The sequence below is a fragment of the Phytobacter sp. genome (assembly GCF_059074235.1).
Genome location: NZ_JCACPZ010000008.1, coordinates 1,350,595 through 1,366,710 on the forward strand (window position 1 = coordinate 1,350,595; position 16,116 = coordinate 1,366,710).

At 53.5% G+C, this 16,116-nt stretch carries 12 protein-coding genes; 1 reads left to right on the top strand and 11 read right to left on the bottom strand.

Annotated features, from left to right (window positions below; translation table 11 throughout):
- Positions 1-21: 21 nt before the first annotated feature.
- The 4 genes from AC5JPW_RS24325 to aaeX form a co-directional block, all read right to left on the bottom strand.
- Positions 22-1,476, bottom strand: a complete 1,455-nt coding sequence (locus AC5JPW_RS24325; RefSeq protein ID WP_494243787.1) for an NAD-dependent succinate-semialdehyde dehydrogenase — start codon at positions 1,474-1,476, stop codon at positions 22-24.
- Between the two features lie 83 nt (positions 1,477-1,559).
- Positions 1,560-3,527 carry a p-hydroxybenzoic acid efflux pump subunit AaeB gene (gene aaeB / locus AC5JPW_RS24330; protein WP_494243788.1) on the bottom strand — a complete coding sequence of 656 codons (1,968 nt, stop codon included), beginning with the start codon at positions 3,525-3,527 and terminating at the stop codon, positions 1,560-1,562.
- Between the two features lie 5 nt (positions 3,528-3,532).
- A complete protein-coding gene (gene aaeA / locus AC5JPW_RS24335; RefSeq protein WP_494243790.1) occupies positions 3,533-4,465 on the bottom strand; it encodes a p-hydroxybenzoic acid efflux pump subunit AaeA in 933 nt (310 codons plus the stop codon).
- Between the two features lie 7 nt (positions 4,466-4,472).
- Positions 4,473-4,676 carry a p-hydroxybenzoic acid efflux pump operon protein AaeX gene (aaeX, locus tag AC5JPW_RS24340; protein ID WP_039077415.1) on the bottom strand — a complete coding sequence of 68 codons (204 nt, stop codon included), beginning with the start codon at positions 4,674-4,676 and terminating at the stop codon, positions 4,473-4,475.
- A 177-nt stretch (positions 4,677-4,853) separates the two neighbouring features.
- Here aaeX and aaeR point away from each other — a divergent pair, with 177 nt between their 5' ends.
- A complete protein-coding gene (gene aaeR / locus AC5JPW_RS24345) occupies positions 4,854-5,777 on the top strand; it encodes an HTH-type transcriptional activator AaeR (protein WP_494243792.1) in 924 nt (307 codons plus the stop codon).
- 38 nt (positions 5,778-5,815) lie between these two features.
- Here the strand turns inward: aaeR and tldD are convergent, their stop codons facing one another.
- From tldD to mreB, 7 genes are all read right to left on the bottom strand, one after another.
- On the bottom strand, positions 5,816-7,261 hold the full coding sequence (tldD, locus tag AC5JPW_RS24350; protein WP_494243794.1) for a metalloprotease TldD: 1,446 nt from the start codon (positions 7,259-7,261) through the stop codon (positions 5,816-5,818).
- 83 nt (positions 7,262-7,344) lie between these two features.
- Positions 7,345-11,154 (bottom strand): AsmA2 domain-containing protein YhdP, encoded by a 3,810-nt coding sequence (yhdP, locus tag AC5JPW_RS24355; RefSeq protein ID WP_494243796.1) that lies wholly within the window; start codon positions 11,152-11,154, stop codon positions 7,345-7,347.
- Between the two features lie 41 nt (positions 11,155-11,195).
- Positions 11,196-12,665 carry a ribonuclease G gene (gene rng / locus AC5JPW_RS24360; protein ID WP_494243798.1) on the bottom strand — a complete coding sequence of 490 codons (1,470 nt, stop codon included), beginning with the start codon at positions 12,663-12,665 and terminating at the stop codon, positions 11,196-11,198.
- Positions 12,655-13,248: a Maf family protein gene (locus AC5JPW_RS24365; protein ID WP_494243800.1), complete on the bottom strand. Its 594-nt coding sequence runs from the start codon at positions 13,246-13,248 to the stop codon at positions 12,655-12,657. The genes rng and AC5JPW_RS24365 overlap by 11 nt, the downstream gene beginning before the upstream one ends.
- Before the next feature lie 7 nt (positions 13,249-13,255).
- The gene (gene mreD, locus AC5JPW_RS24370; RefSeq protein ID WP_494243802.1) at positions 13,256-13,744 is read right to left on the bottom strand and encodes a rod shape-determining protein MreD; all 489 of its coding nucleotides are present in this window, start codon (positions 13,742-13,744) and stop codon (positions 13,256-13,258) included.
- Positions 13,744-14,742, bottom strand: a complete 999-nt coding sequence (gene mreC, locus AC5JPW_RS24375; RefSeq protein WP_494243804.1) for a rod shape-determining protein MreC — start codon at positions 14,740-14,742, stop codon at positions 13,744-13,746. The genes mreD and mreC overlap by 1 nt, the downstream gene beginning before the upstream one ends.
- A gap of 64 nt (positions 14,743-14,806) precedes the next feature.
- On the bottom strand, positions 14,807-15,850 hold the full coding sequence (gene mreB, locus AC5JPW_RS24380; RefSeq protein WP_000913396.1) for a rod shape-determining protein MreB: 1,044 nt from the start codon (positions 15,848-15,850) through the stop codon (positions 14,807-14,809).
- Between the last annotated feature and the right edge of the window lie 266 nt (positions 15,851-16,116).

The following is a 16,116-nucleotide window of genomic DNA, read 5'->3' on the forward strand; positions in this document are numbered from 1 at the left end:
GCGGTCAACCCGCCCATACCATCACAATCCCCCGAGATGCAGGGTTTTCACTTCCAGGAATTCATCGAGGCCAAGCACCGAGCCTTCACGCCCAAGCCCGGACTCTTTTACCCCGCCGAACGGCCCCAGCTCGGTTGAGACAGCGCACTCATTTATCCCAATCATGCCGCTCTCGATCGCTTGTGAAACCCGGAACACCCGTGACAGGTTTTGGGTATAGAAGTATGCGGCAAGACCAAACGGAGTAGCGTTAGCCCGCTGAATGACTTCCTCTTCGGAAGTGAAACAGAAACAGGCGGCAACCGGGCCAAACGTCTCTTCATTGGCGAGCTTCATGCCATCGCTGCAGTCACCCAGCACCGTTGGCTGCCAGAAATTCCCCCCCAGTGAATGCGCTTTACCGCCCGCCAGCACTTTTGCGCCATGTGCCACGGCATCGTCAACATGTTCACGGACTTTATCGACAGCAGAGGCTTCAATGAGCGGTCCCACCACAACCCCATCTTCAAGACCGTTACCGACCTTCAGCGCCCTGACGGCATCCGCCAGCTTCTGCGTGAAAGCGTCATAGACAGATTCATGAATATAGAAGCGGTTTACGCTGACGCAAACCTGCCCGGCGTTGCGGAATTTGTTGGCAATCGCCCCCTGGACTGCGGCATCAATATCAGCATCCTCAAACACGATGTAAGGGGCATTCCCACCGAGTTCCATCGACACTTTTTTCATGGTTTCAGCAGCATTGCGCACCAGCGTTTTGCCTACCGCAGTGGAGCCCGTGAAGGAGATTTTGCGCACGTCATGGCTGGCCATAATGGCGTCACTGATTTCGGATGTTGTCCCGGCAACGGCGTTTAGCACGCCGTCCGGTACACCCGCTTTCTTCGCCAGGGTCAGTAAAGCAAAGGCGCTCAGCGGCGTATTGTTAGCGGGCTTGATAACCCCAGTACAACCGGCTGCCAGCGCAGGCCCCAGCTTACGGGTAAGCATTGCCATCGGGAAGTTCCACGGCGTTATGGCCGCCACCACCCCGACCGGTTCCCGGGTGGCGTAGATTCGCGAGCCAGGTTTAACAGGCGGAATGATTTCACCGTTCGCGCGTTTCGCCTGCTCGGCAAACCATTGAATAAAGCTGGCGGCATATTCCACCTCGCCCTCCGCCTCTTTCAACGGCTTACCCTGCTCGGTGGTCATTAACCGTCCCAGCCAGCTTTTATTCTCAATAATCAGTTCGTACCAGCGATACAGGATGGCAGAGCGTTCTTTGGCGGTTTTAGCACGCCAGCCTGGAAAGGCTTTGGTTGCCGCAGCAATCGCATCTTCGGTCTCTTTTTTCCCCGCTTTCGCGACTTTCGCAATCACCTCACCCGTTGCCGGATTCAGTACGTCAAATGTCGTATCCAGTGATTTCCAGACGCCATCCACCAGATAGCCCGTCTGAAAGAGTTCACTGTCCTGCAATGCCTGCATAGTCATTTGTCCTCCTGATCTGTGATTTACAAAACCTCCCATAAAGTATAGCCATAAAAAAACCGACGCTTTTCGCGTCGGTTTCTCGTTTAACTGGTGGTCAGCGCATGCTGGTATTTATGCAGCATGCCGGTCAGTCTTTTGACCGGTTCGGTCACCTGGGGCGGAGCATCCCAGTAATGAAGCTTTTCCTCATAAATACCCAGTTCCTCAAGGAGCTGTGAAAAATAACGTCGCCGTTTGCTGTCGCTGCCAGCCGAGATTATCTGATCCGCCGTGCGCCGCAGCTGGCGGTGGAATGCAGAGAGATCGTCAATAATGGGAACCGGTGCATCCCGCAAGCGCTGATGGGCAATGATCAGCGTCAGCGCCAGGCGGAACTTCGCCAGGTCACCAGGGAATTTGTTCAACAGCAGGAACAGCTGCTGATACAACGCTGGCAGATGGTTCTCTTTGCGCCGGGCAGTATTGGTCGTCATGGCCGATACTGCGGCAGAGACAAACTGGTTGAGCAGCATCCGTCCGGTACGCGCCTGAGAGTTATCACGCACCAGCAGAATCACTATCAGCGCAAGGCCGCACCCAACGATTTGCCCCAGCGCACTGTCGAGGAACTGGCTGAAATGAAAGGTCATCGGGTTATCCAGCACGATAATATTAATGGTGCTGGCAAGTGCCCCCAGAGAGCCCAGCCGCCTTTTTTGTACTTCGATACCGATGAAGAACGCCAGCACCGCCAGGCTGATGCACAGCAACAGCATGCTTTGCTGAGTTGAAGGGATAATTACCAGGAAGTAGAACGCACCCAGTGGCAGTGCCACCAGCGTCCCCAGCAGAAAATCGATAGCAACCATTTTGGGATTTGGCAGACGCATCGCCAGCGAAGTCACAACGGCGATCATCACCATGGTTCCGCTCCCCGATGTCCAGCCACTCCACAGCCAGAAAAGGGTGCCCAACACGCAAGAGAGTGTGGTGCGCCAGAAGTTAATCATGGCATGGTGGCGTTCTGCAGAGGCCGCTTTAATTACCACTTCCCTGCGCAAAACCTCGTCTTCAGTGGCGCTGATTTTGGTGTTACTCGTCACACCACGTTTGAGCAGCAGGTAACGTGTTGCTGAACCGACCCAACTGTAAATGGTGACTGGCGTCTCGCGCTCACCGGTCCAGGCAATCACCCTACGCATCCGTTTCAGCTGTTTGTGGATATCCTGGATATTTTCGACCGGGGCATCGAACAGTTCGCGGAAGGTGTCGGTTATCAGCTCTGGCCGGGTGTTTTGAATCAGGTAGGTCTCACACGCCTGGGTAATCAGCGTCAATGATAACGTATTGATGGCTTTCAAACGCCGGTTCGCACGGCCCCAACGCGACGATTCAATCTTCAGGTTACTGCGCATCCCTTCCAGTCCGGCCGTGCGGCGGACCAGCGTTCCCCAGGCTTTATCAACCTCTTCAGGTTCACCATGCTTGATACAGAGCTGCATCAACTGATACTGCGCCACCAACAGACTGTCGAGCTCGCGATCAATTTCAGCTTTAATAGAACGCGGGGAAAACAGAAGATCGGCCACAATGGCGCACACAATCCCAATGACAATCTCGCTGCAACGCTCAACGGCGAACTGCGGCGTCAGCAGCGGCTCACTTTGAATGGTGATCACGATAATCAGCGCCGTGTAACCCGCCAGCCCCCAGGCATAGGAGTTTTCCACGCGTACAAGAGAGGAGACCCAGGTACAAAAACCGGCCCAGATACAGCACACCATCAGCATCACCAGGGGCGCGCGGATCATCGCAATAATGATAATCAGCCCGGCGATACAGCCAATAAAGGTGCCAATAATACGCAGCATTCCGCGATAACGAATAGCCCCGGACCAGGGTTCACCGCCGGCAGCAAATGCCGGGCCTGCTGCCACAATAGCCGCTGTCAGCACCGCCCAGCGTGGCGTTTCCAGTTGGAAATGAAAGCCGACAAATAACGCCAGAACGATGGCACAGGCCAGCTTTAAAGCGAAACGGATGTGCTGGCTGGCAATGGAGAACAGACCCATGATGCTTAGCCCATCTCACGCAGGCGATGCGCCAGTTTGCGGAAGAAGGAGTCATGGGTTTCATCGCGGTCATTTTTACCGGTTATCACAACCGTCGCAGTAGTACCCGCGGGCCACAGATTTCCCTGCTGCTCATCAAGATGAATACGTACCGGCACGCGCTGAGCCAGGCGCACCCACTCCAGATTCGAGTCAATGGTCGCCATGCCTTTGCTGTCGCTGCTGCTACTGGCGTTAGTCACCCCGGCAGCGACGCTATCCACGGTGCCTTTCAGTACATGGTTGCTGCCCAACGGGGTAATTTCAGCCCGATAACCTGGACGCACGCCTTCCAGCTTAGTCTCTTCAAGATAGGCCAGGACGTAGAAGGAATTTTGTTTAACCAGAGCGACTGCCGTGGAACCACGAGTAATGAACTCACCAGCGTAAACGTTCAGGTTGGTCACCCAGCCGTCTGCCGGGGCACGAATAACAGTACGCTCAAGGTCGAGCTTCGCCAGGTCACGGGTGGCCTGCGCTTTTGCCAGTTGATGCAGCACCGTTTGTAAGACGTTGTTGGCCTGATCAATCTCTTCACGCGACATAGCCTGAATGCCCAGTTGGTTACGACGCCCCGCTTCCCGGCGTTTTTCGCTGGCCAGTGCTTCGTAATAGGAAACATCTGCTTCGGCTTCTTCCAGCGCTTTCTGGTAACGCGGCTGGTCGATGGTGAAGAGCACCTGGTTCGCTTTAACCAATTGGTTATCTTGCACATTCACTGCGGTAATTAACCCCGCGACGTCAGGTGCGATCGCGACCACATCAGCACTGAAACGTGCATCACGTGTCCACGGCGATTCGGTGTAGTAAACCCAGGCGCGGAAAATAGCGATGAACGCAAGGATAACGAGCACAACGGTAATAGCAGTACGAGAGAGATTTCTTGTTAGTGTTTTCACTTCTACCTCAAACAAACAGGCGCGACAGCAGATAAAACAAGCAGCAGTAGAGCGCGGTATTAAACAATGCCGGATGCCAGACGAAGTCGTAGATCCCGGTCGGGATCAGCATGCGGCGCACCAGCCAGAAGATCGCCAGTGACAAAAGCAATTCGAAAAAAATCGGTGGGAACGACAGACCGAACACCACGATTACGGGAAACAGACTCATGTTGACCTTGATTAGAGAGAGTGCAGGCGACAATATTTCTTATCCGTACCGCCACGGAGCAGTGAGCAAGCCAGGCGAGAGCGATACGTTAATTATTCAGCGAATAGTATATTAACGTAACTGTTATGCTGTTATCTATATTATGTGATCTAAATCACTTTTAAGCCAGAGTGAACAATGGAACGACTAAAACGAATGTCAGTGTTTGCCAAAGTGGTGGAGCAAGGCTCCTTCACGGCGGCGGCACGACAGCTTCAAATGAGCGTATCTTCCATCAGCCAGACGGTGGCTAAGCTGGAAGATGAGCTTCAGGTTAAGCTACTCAACCGCAGCACACGCAGCCTTGGCCTTACCGAAGCCGGAAAGATTTACTATCAGGGCTGTCGTCGCATGCTGTTTGAAGTTCAGGATGTTCACGAACAACTCTACGCGTTCAACAACACGCCAATCGGTACGCTACGCATCGGTTGTTCTTCAACCATGGCGCAAAATGTCCTCGCCCGAATGACCGCAGATATGCTCAAAGAGTACCCGGGTCTGTCCATTAATCTGGTCACCGGCATCCCCGCGCCGGACCTGATCGCCGACGGCCTGGACGTCGTTATTCGCGTTGGCGCATTACAAGATTCTAGTCTCTTTTCTCGTCGACTGGGTGCCATGCCAATGGTGGTCTGTGCGGCTAAAAGTTATCTGGCACAGTTCGGTGTGCCAGAAAAGCCTGCTGACCTGGTGAACCACTCCTGGCTGGAGTACAGCGTGCGTCCGGATAATGAATTTGAACTGATTGCCCCGGAAGGCATTTCAACACGATTGATCCCGCAGGGCCGATTTGTCACTAACGATCCTATGACGCTTTCGCGCTGGTTAATCGCAGGTGCGGGGATCGCTTATGTGCCGCTGATGTGGGCGATCGACGAGATCAACAATGGTAACCTGGAGATCCTGTTCAGCCGTTATCAGTCCGATCCACGTCCGGTCTGGGCGCTGTATACGGAAAAAGACAAACTGCCGCTGAAGGTACAGGTCTGTATTAACTATCTGACGGAGTATTTTGTCGAAGTGGCGAAGTTATATCAGGGTATGCAAGGGCGAGGGCTTTAATGCCCCCACCTTCAGGGTGAGGGCGTATAAGACGAAAATCAGGCAGTACCACCTACGGTCAGGTTATCGACTTTCAACGTCGGCTGACCGACGCCTACTGGCAGACTCTGGCCTTCTTTGCCGCAAACACCGACGCCTTTGTCCAGCTTCAGGTCGTTGCCCACCATGGATATCTGCTGCATTGCTTCGATACCAGAGCCGATCAATGTCGCGCCCTTCACCGGTTTCGTGACTTTCCCTTTCTCAATCAGGTAAGCCTCGGAGGTGGAGAAGACGAACTTGCCGGAGGTGATGTCCACCTGACCGCCACCAAAGTTCGGTGCAAAAATACCAAACTCAACGGATTCGATGATCTCCTGCGGCGTGGATTTGCCCGCCAGCATGTAGGTGTTGGTCATACGCGGCATCGGCAGATGTGCATAGGATTCACGGCGACCATTACCCGTCGGCGCGACACCCATTAAACGGGCATTGAGCTTATCCTGCATATAGCCTTTCAGAATACCTTTTTCAATCAATACGTTGTACTGACCCGGTGTACCTTCATCATCAATAGAAACCGAACCGCGGCGATCGGCCATCGTGCCATCGTCCACCACGGTACAGAGTTCTGAGGCAACTAACTGGCCCATCTGCCCGCTGAACACCGACGTGCCACGACGGTTAAAGTCACCTTCCAGCCCGTGTCCAACCGCTTCATGCAGCAATACGCCCGGCCAGCCTGCACCCAGTACAACCGGCATGGTTCCGGCAGGTGCCGCGACTGCGGAAAGATTCACCAGCGCCATACGCACGGCTTCACGCGCCCAGGCATCTGCACGGACATCACCGTCTTCATCCTTCAGGAACCAGTCATAACCAAAACGGCCACCGCCACCGCTTGAACCGCGCTCGCGTTTGCCATCATCTTCTACCTGCACACTGACAGAAAGACGAACCAACGGACGAACATCCGCCGCCAGGGTTCCGTCCGTCGCCGCAACCAGAATCAGTTCATAGACGCCAGTCAGACTGGCCGTCACTTCCTGCACACGTTTATCTGCTGCACGTGCGACTTTGTCGACCCGACGCAGAATATCCAGCTTCTCTTCACGGCTCATGCTCTGAAGGGGATCAATACTGGCGTAGAGTCCGGTATGCTCAATCGCACCCAGGGTCTGCACCCGACCGTCTCCCACATCACGCACGATGGTACGGGCAGCCTGAGCACTCTGCTCAAGCGCCAGCAAACTGATTTGGTCCGCGTAGGCGAATCCGGTTTTCTCACCGCTAACAGCCCGCACGCCAACACCCTGATCGATGTTGTAGGAACCATCTTTAATGATGCTGTCTTCTAACACCCAGGATTCGTGATAGCTCGACTGAAAATAGAGATCGCCATAATCGAGTCGACGTTCGGTCAGTTGGCCGAGAATGGAAAACAGATCCTGATGGCTCAGGCCATTTGCTGCCAGTAATTGTTCACTTACCAGGTTCAGACTCATCGTTAGCTACTCGTCGTTGCCGCCACTATGGGCAGTAAAAATGTCATATAAGAAGATTGAGGCAATTCTTAGACGCCGTCAAATCATTGCTTTTTCTCAGCACGTGCCTGCCTAAGCACCTCATTGATCTGCGGTCTGTCTACCGGCCCCGTTATCTGGTAACGCAGAATCGAGACTTTGTTCCACAGCGGCCCCAGCACTTTACTGGCGGCAAACACCGCAGCACCGACAATCGGGTTAACCGCAAATGCCGCCGCCACTCCCACCGTGGCGGAAATCTCAGGCGCGACGACGGCTTCAACGTTGAGCTGGCGCTGTACCAGATCTACGGAGCCCTTCATCGCTATATCGGCTTCAAGCCCATCCACCAGCGTGTCATCAGTGTGCAGCACACCGTCTTTTATCCAGGCCGCGCTGCGAATGGAGTCAAAGAAGAATCCGTCGTTACTGAAGGTATCACTGAAATCAAAACGCAGTTTGCGTAGCAGCGAATCTACACTGAAGAGACGCAGCAGCTGCCCGGCATGTCCGGTACTGACATCCGTTATCTCTCCTTTCCCCAGACGGGTACGCAGGATGCCATTAAGCGACTCTTCCTGGGGCTGCCACGGCGGACTGCGCCAGTGTAAATCGTAGTCCACATCAAACGACGCATCGCGCATAGGTGTCGAGATGCCAAAGAAGCCCATCGCTGCATCGATCTTTTCGCCTTTCAATGTGCCTTTGATGGAGGTCCGCTCACCACCAACACGATTCACCCATTCACCGTCTGCCGTCAGGCGTGCGAAACCGGTATCCACCAGACCATTAGTCAGCGTCAGTGTGTCACCTTTAATATCAAAATCGCCGTCGATACGACCGTATTTTTGCCCCCATAGCCAGCACTCTTTGCAGCGCAGTTGCAGGTCAGGCCAGCCGGTAAAATCAACCTGAGTTTTGCCACGTAGCAAAGTGGTAGGAGAAGAGATGTCGTTATCGTCTGAAGACGTTGCCGTCGGGTTGTAGTAGAGGTAACGGATGGCCGCTTCCCATGACGAATTGTCGCGCAAGGTGAAGGTGCCGTTAATTTCCCGTCCCTGTGCCTCAATAATCGAACCGGATGACTGTGGTTTCGAAACGAGACTAAGGTTATTCCACTGCTGTCCGCCCAACGTAAGTGCCGGAGTACGGAGTGTGATGCTCTGCGGGAACACCGTTGAATTACTCACGTTACTGGCAACACCCTGTCGGAACAGAGCCAGCCACTGGGCACCGTTCATTGCCGGCAGATTCAGCTCAACCCCTTGCTCATCCGGTAACGGTGGAACCGTATGGCTGTCCGAAGCCCATATAGCACGGTCGAGCGTCAGCTTGTTATTCAGAATCCAGCGGCTATTGAAGTGGTTATTCGCTCCCGCACTGCCGGTAAGATCAAAGCTGTGCAGATTACCTTGAACGTTGATCTTCACTGGCTGCGCTTGACCCGACTGCTTATCTAGCGGTGGCGGTAGTTTGCTGACGATATTGGTTAAATCACCATCAATATTCACGGTGTAATTCGCACCAGCCCCATAAGGAAGGTCGATGCCGACTTTCCCTTTCCAGCCCAGGCTTCCACTGACAGCATCGTTTAACTGCTGCGGCAGCACCCCTGTGCGCGCTGGCTGCCAGTTACCATCCATGTTGACCGCTACCTGATAGGCTTTTTCACCCTCAGTCGTCGTAAAATCAATGTTGAGTGGCTGATTAAACCAGGTCGCCTGCAACGGTTCGCTTTTCAGGTTGCCGTTAACGAAGCTGAACTTACCGCGCAGATCGTTAACCGTGCTGTTGATGGGTTTGATAAACAGATTATTGTGATTCAACATGACGTCGCCTTTTGCGGTCGTCATTTCACCATCGAGCGGAATGTCGAGATGTAAGCGGGCACTCACATCCCCATCAAGCTGCAACTCATCAAGTGCCGTCGCCAACGTATTTTTCAGCGGCGTATCTTTGAAATAGGGCCCAACGGCTTTACCGGGCCCGTTGATATCCGCATCAATCAGCAGCTTTTCTTTCAGGTAGTCAGGAATGATGGCCGTCAGGTTGCTGGCTTTCACACCGCCCAGCGCCACACTGTCGGTCTTCATCCACAAACCGTCGTTGATGAAGTCGAGTTGGATATCAAAATTCTTCAGGGCAGGCCAGTCAGGCTGGAAGGCAAAAGTCGCGTTACGCAGCGGTACCAGCACTTCAAACTGCCCTTCATTATGCTTATACGGGAAGAGTTTCGGGTTGCCGCCGTAAACAAGTGTGGCATTGTTTGCCTGTCCGCCCTGAATTGCTGCGCTGAGATAATCCACCAGCGCTTTGCCCATCAGGTTTTCCGGGAAGTAGCGCCAGGCCTGCCCCCCATCCGTGACATTGATGCCCGCTAAAATCCCAAGCCATGGCTCGTCACCCGTCGGTTGCAGATAGCGGAAATCCCCCCGGGCATGAATGGCGTTTGCTTGCACATCAATATTACGGCCATCCAGTTGCAGACCGCGTTCGTCTTGCAACCAGTTAAGTGTGGCGACGCCTTTTTCAATTTCCAGCGGGGCACGAAAGACATTGGCATACGGCATTTTTGCCTGTGCCATCTCTGCGGTCACACGCCCATTTTCAACACTGCCGGCGAGTGTACCGGACAGGTTTTCCACGCCCGGTAACAATTCCCATTGTTTCCATGCGATGTTTTTCCAGCTCGCCTGAAAACGTGTTTTTTCCGTCGCCTGAAGGGGGATATCAAGTGCCAGGGTTTCCAGTAACCCAGAAGGGTTCATGGTGCGCCAGATATTGCCTAACTCCGGGGAGATCTTTTCTGCAATAGGCAGCAGGCCATCGAGGTTATCGAGTTCAAGACGACTGGCACGCACGCGCAGTTCATCACTACGGGCACCGTCTGGCCCGCCGGCTTCCTGTGCAGGAACCCAGGCAAACGCAAGCGAACCATTTGGCCAGGGGCGCTGATCCAGCGTGATACGGGTTTCTGGAATATCAAACTGCCAGCCCTGCTGCTGACGTGAGACATGGGCCGTCAAATTGTCGACAGTCATCTGATGCACCATCTCATCGCCCTGCCAACTGGCACCGCCTTTTTTCAGCCAGACGTCGCCGCTCTCCACTTCCCCTTTGCTCAGCGTCATCCAACCTTCGAGACTAAAGCGAGCGGAATCCAGGGCAATATTGTCCTGCATCCATTTCCCCAGCCACGGCTTCACGTCGATATCGTCAGCCTGCAACCATACCCTGCCATTATTCAGGATGCCGTTATCATCACGTAAATCCATCCTGACCTGCATGATGCCGTGCTGACCAGTCAGGCTGGACAGACTGAGTAAGCCTTCAGCACGATGCCTGTCATTGCTGTTAAGCCAGGTCAGTTGAGGAATGGAAAGTTCGGCACGCTGGCCAGAGAGGGTCAGAAAACTGAGTGTACTGTCGCGCAGATCGAAGTGATCGAACTGGCGAAGAAAGAGATCGCTGATGCGATCGGTTTCGATGCTGTCACCGGTATCATTACGCTGCAACGGAGTGTTGGTACGTACGGCCAGTTGATAAAAGGTAAGGTCGCGAAACTGCCAGCGCATATGCAACAGGCTTTGCCAGATATCCAGCGCGAGTGTCACGCGCTTGATCGACAGGCTGCCACCGTCGTTGAGGACGGCATTCACATCACGAACCTCCAGGCTCGGGCCGAAATTCTCCCAGTGAGCCTGCAAGTGGTTTGCATCAACGACAACACCTGTCCTGGCCTGAATTTGGGCCAGGATTTCGGGTCGCCAGCTGTCCAGATGCGGGAGCGCCAGACGCAGGCCACTCACCAGCAACGCCACGATAACGATAAGCGTTGCCCCTGTAAGTAGCAAAATCCCCGGCAATCGCCTCAAGCACCTCTCCTTGTCAAAAAACAGCTGAACCCTGACGGTTCTTACATCATCACCACGTCAAACTGCTCCTGATTATAGAGCGGCTCGATTTGTACTTTTACCTGCTTACCGACAAAAATCTCAACCTCTGCCAGCGCATGCGACTCTTCCCCTTTCAGGGTTTCTGCCACAGCAGGAGAAGCATAGACCAGGAATCGGTCGGAATCGTACGCATGGTGCACGCGCACAATCTCACGCATAATTTCATAGCAGACGGTTTCAACCGTTTTCACCGTCCCACGTCCATGGCAGGTCGGGCACTCATTACACAATACGTGTTCAACACTTTCGCGGGTACGTTTACGGGTCATTTCCACTAAGCCAAGTTGTGAGAAACCGTTAATACTGGTTTTCACTCTGTCTTTGCTCAATGCCTGCTCCAGCGAATGCAGAACGCGTCGACGGTGATCTTCATTGTTCATATCAATGAAATCGATGATGATGATGCCGCCGAGATTACGCAAACGAAGCTGACGGGCGATGGCCTGCGTCGCTTCGATGTTGGTGTTAAAGATGGTGTCGTCAAGGTTACGATGGCCAACAAAAGCCCCGGTGTTGATATCAACGGTGGTCATGGCTTCAGTTTGATCGATAACCAGATAGCCACCGGATTTCAGCTCAACCTTTCTTTCAAGTGCGCGCTGAATTTCATTTTCAACGTCAAAGAGATCGAAGATGGGCTGGCGACCACTGTAATGCTCAATCTTATTGGTCATTTCCGGCATATATTCAGCGGTAAATTCCAGGAGCATGTCGTAGGTCAGTCGGGAGTCAACGCGGATGCGGTCAAGCTGAGCATCGGCAAAATCACGCAGCACACGCTGCGCCAGTGCCAGCTCTCCGTAGAGTTTGTAACGCGTCTGGTTGCGTTTTTTACGCTCCATCACCTTGGTCCAGACACGCTTAAGATAGGCTGCGTCGGACGAAAGATCCTCTTCGCAGACCCCTTCCGCCGCGGTACGAATAATAAAACCGCCCTGCTCGTCGCAGTATTCCGCCACCACTTGTTTTAGTCGTTCACGTTCCGCTTCGCTCTCAATGCGTTGAGAGACGCCGACGTGCGATGCACCCGGCATAAATACCAGATAGCGCGAAGGAAGAGTAATGTCGGTTGTCAGGCGTGCGCCTTTGGTTCCGAGGGGATCTTTTACGACCTGCACCATCAAATCCTGGCCCTGGCGCACCAGTTCAGAGATGTCGCGCACGGTGAAGTTTTTCTGTTCTTCCCCGGCTACGCACTCGGTATGCGGCATGATGTCCGAGGCATGAAGGAACGCCGCCTTATCCAGACCAATATCTACAAAAGCCGCCTGCATTCCAGGAAGTACACGACTTACCCGACCCTTGTAGATATTGCCTACGATCCCACGTCGTGCTTCACGCTCAATGTGGATCTCCTGAAGGATGCCACCATCGATATAAGCCACGCGTGTTTCTGATGGCGTTACGTTGACTAACAATTCAGCCGTCATGATTATCTTTTCCCTCGCGTAGTGCGTTAAAGTTGCTCAGCAGTTCCCACGTTTCCACCAACGGCAAACCGACGACGGCATGGTAACTGCCATTAATTTTTCTGACAAAACAGCCGCCCAGCCCCTGGATTCCATAAGCCCCGGCTTTATCAAGCGGCTCCCCGGTTGCCACATAGGCGGCAATATCTTCGTCAGACAGCACGCGAAAAGTGACTTCTGTTTCCACAAGGCAATCCAACAGATGCTGGCTATCCGCCAGTGCAACAGCCGTCATGACCTGGTGAGTTTGACCGGAGAGTTGTCGTAACATTTTAGCAGCATGCGAGGAGTCTTTCGGTTTTTCAAGCACTTCACCATTAAATATGACAATGGTGTCAGCACCCAGCACGGGCAAATCACGCGTGGCCATCGCCACCCCAGCCTGCGCTTTTTCTCGCGCCAGTCGCAGCACATAATGGTGAGCACTCTCTTGTGCCCGACGCTGCTCTTCAATACCGGGAATAATACGTTCGAAGCTCACCCCTAATTGGGTGAGCAGTTCCTGACGACGGGGGGAACCGGAGGCAAGCCAGAGAGTTGTCATAAAAACCTTATTGCACGGCAAACTGCTGACGAATTTTACGCATCAACAGGAAGATCCACGGCCAGAGCACACCATTAACCAGACTGCTCCAGAAAATATCAGGCTTAAACGAGACGTTAATGACCAGGAACTCCGCCCAGAAAATAACGACTTCGGTCGCCAATGAGAGCACCATCACCACCAGCGCTTGTTGCCACAGTGCCAGATTACGGAACAGCTGGAATTTTAGTGCGACCAGGTAAGCGACAATACTCAGGGATAACGCACGTACACCGAGCGTGGATCCACTAATGAGATCCAGTATGGCACCCATGGCAAAACCTGTACCGACATTTACGCGATGCGGCAATGCCAGGATCCAGTAAAGCAGGATCAGCAGGACCCAGTTGGGCCGGTAGACAAGAATGTCATCCGGCCAGGGCATAATCTGAAGCAACAATGCGATAAGAAACGAGAGCCAGATAACCCAGCGCCCCTGGCTACGATAACTTGCCACTATTGCCCTCCTCCGGAATTAAGGGGAGGCGGCCCGGCGATACCTGTTGCCGGAGCAGGCATAGGTGCAGGAGGCCCCATTGTATCAGGGGATGGAAGCACCTGCGGCATCATCTGCATCAAGCGCTCGTTCGCCACACGGTGAACATCTTCTGGCGTCATCGGGTTGGTACCATTGCGATCGGCCCCCCACAGCAGCAGCAGATAACGCAAGCGCTGCAGACCTGCCGTTGGGCGTGCCTGAATCACGGTATAGGCGCGCTGCGTATCCAGCTTAACAGAGGAAACCACTCCAACCGGATACCCTTCCGGGAAACGTCCACCCAAACCGGACGTGACCAGCACGTCACCGACACGGATGTCGGTATTTGCTGGGAGATGTTCCAGCTGCAGATCGTCAGTACAGCCATTCCCGGCTGCAATCACGCGAATATCATTACGCAGAACCTGAATGGGTAGCGCATGTGTGGCATCGCAAATCAGCAGGACACGGCTGGTTAACTTCGCAACAGCCACAACCTGACCGACGACGCCTTTATCGCTGATAACAGGCTGGCCTTCATACACACCGTTGACGCTGCCCTTGTCGATCACCACCTGATCGCTATACGGATCGTTAACCGTGGAGATAACCTGGGTCACCATTTTTTGTTCGTCCTGGCGCAGGGGCGAACCCAGCAGCTCGCGCAACCGCGCGTTCTCCTGTTTATATTGACCTAACATCAGCAGTTCGCTGTTTTTCAGCAACAACTCCTGACGTAATGCCCTATTTTCAAGCTCAAGTTGATCGCGCGAGGACAGCGTCTGCGACATGCTGTCTAATAATTCGCGGGGACCATTGGAAATAAAATAGAAAGGGCTGACGGCAGTGTCCATATACGTTCGAATTTGACTGAACGTACCCAGGCGGCTGTCCGCAATGATAACACCCAGCGCCACAACAACCGCCAGGAAAAGGCGAATCTGTAGCGATGGGCCACGGCTAAAAATTGGCTTCATAGGCTTTGCGTATTCTCAGGCCAGGTAAACCCGGAACGCCAACACGCTCCGAGTCTGACGCAGATTATTCTTCGCTGAACAAATCGCCGCCGTGCATATCGATCATTTCCAGTGCCTTGCCGCCGCCACGTGCTACGCAAGTCAGTGGATCTTCTGCAACTACGACAGGAATACCTGTCTCTTCCATTAACAGGCGGTCGAGGTTACGCAGCAGCGCACCACCACCGGTCAGAACCATACCACGCTCAGAGATATCGGAAGCCAGTTCCGGCGGGCACTGCTCCAGGGCAACCATCACTGCACTCACAATACCGGTCAGCGGCTCTTGCAGCGCTTCCAGAATTTCATTGGAGTTCAGGGTGAAACCGCGTGGAACACCTTCAGCGAGGTTACGACCGCGAACTTCAATTTCGCGCACTTCATCACCTGGATAAGCAGAACCGATTTCATGCTTAATACGTTCGGCTGTCGCTTCACCGATCAGAGAACCGTAGTTACGACGCACATAATTAATAATGGCTTCATCGAAACGGTCACCACCAATACGTACGGAGGAGGAGTAAACCACACCGTTCAGGGAGATAACGGCCACTTCAGTGGTACCACCACCGATATCCACAACCATAGAACCGGTTGCTTCAGAAACCGGAAGACCAGCACCGATTGCAGCCGCCATTGGCTCTTCAATCAGGAAGACTTCACGGGCACCAGCACCCTGTGCAGATTCACGGATCGCACGGCGTTCAACTTGGGTAGCACCAACCGGCACACACACCAGTACACGCGGGCTCGGACGCATAAAGCTGTTGCTGTGCACTTGTTTAATAAAGTGCTGAAGCATTTTTTCGGTCACGAAGAAGTCGGCGATAACACCATCTTTCATCGGGCGAATAGCAGCGATATTGCCCGGAGTACGCCCAAGCATTTGCTTCGCGTCATGACCTACAGCAGCTACACTTTTCGGTGAGCCAGCACGATCCTGACGAATGGCCACTACGGAAGGCTCATTCAATACGATGCCTTGTCCTTTAACATAAATCAGGGTATTCGCAGTACCCAGGTCAATGGACAGGTCATTGGAAAACATGCCACGAAATTTTTTCAACATACTAAGGGATAATCCTGAAAGCTGGGGCGGAAAAATAAAATCCGCTTACTTTACCAACCACACGCAGCAGCGACAAGGCGCATAATTCATCTGCTACGGTGAAAATTAGTGCAGTTTGTTTCCTTTGTTACAAACATCCTGACTCCTTCAGGTTCGATAATAGCGGGAGCAATTCCATGCCCGGTGTTTGCAACCTGTCAAAGGTTAAAACTCGCGTTTACGCTGTTACATTTTGGCGAGCAGGCAAGCACACCCCCATTAAGACA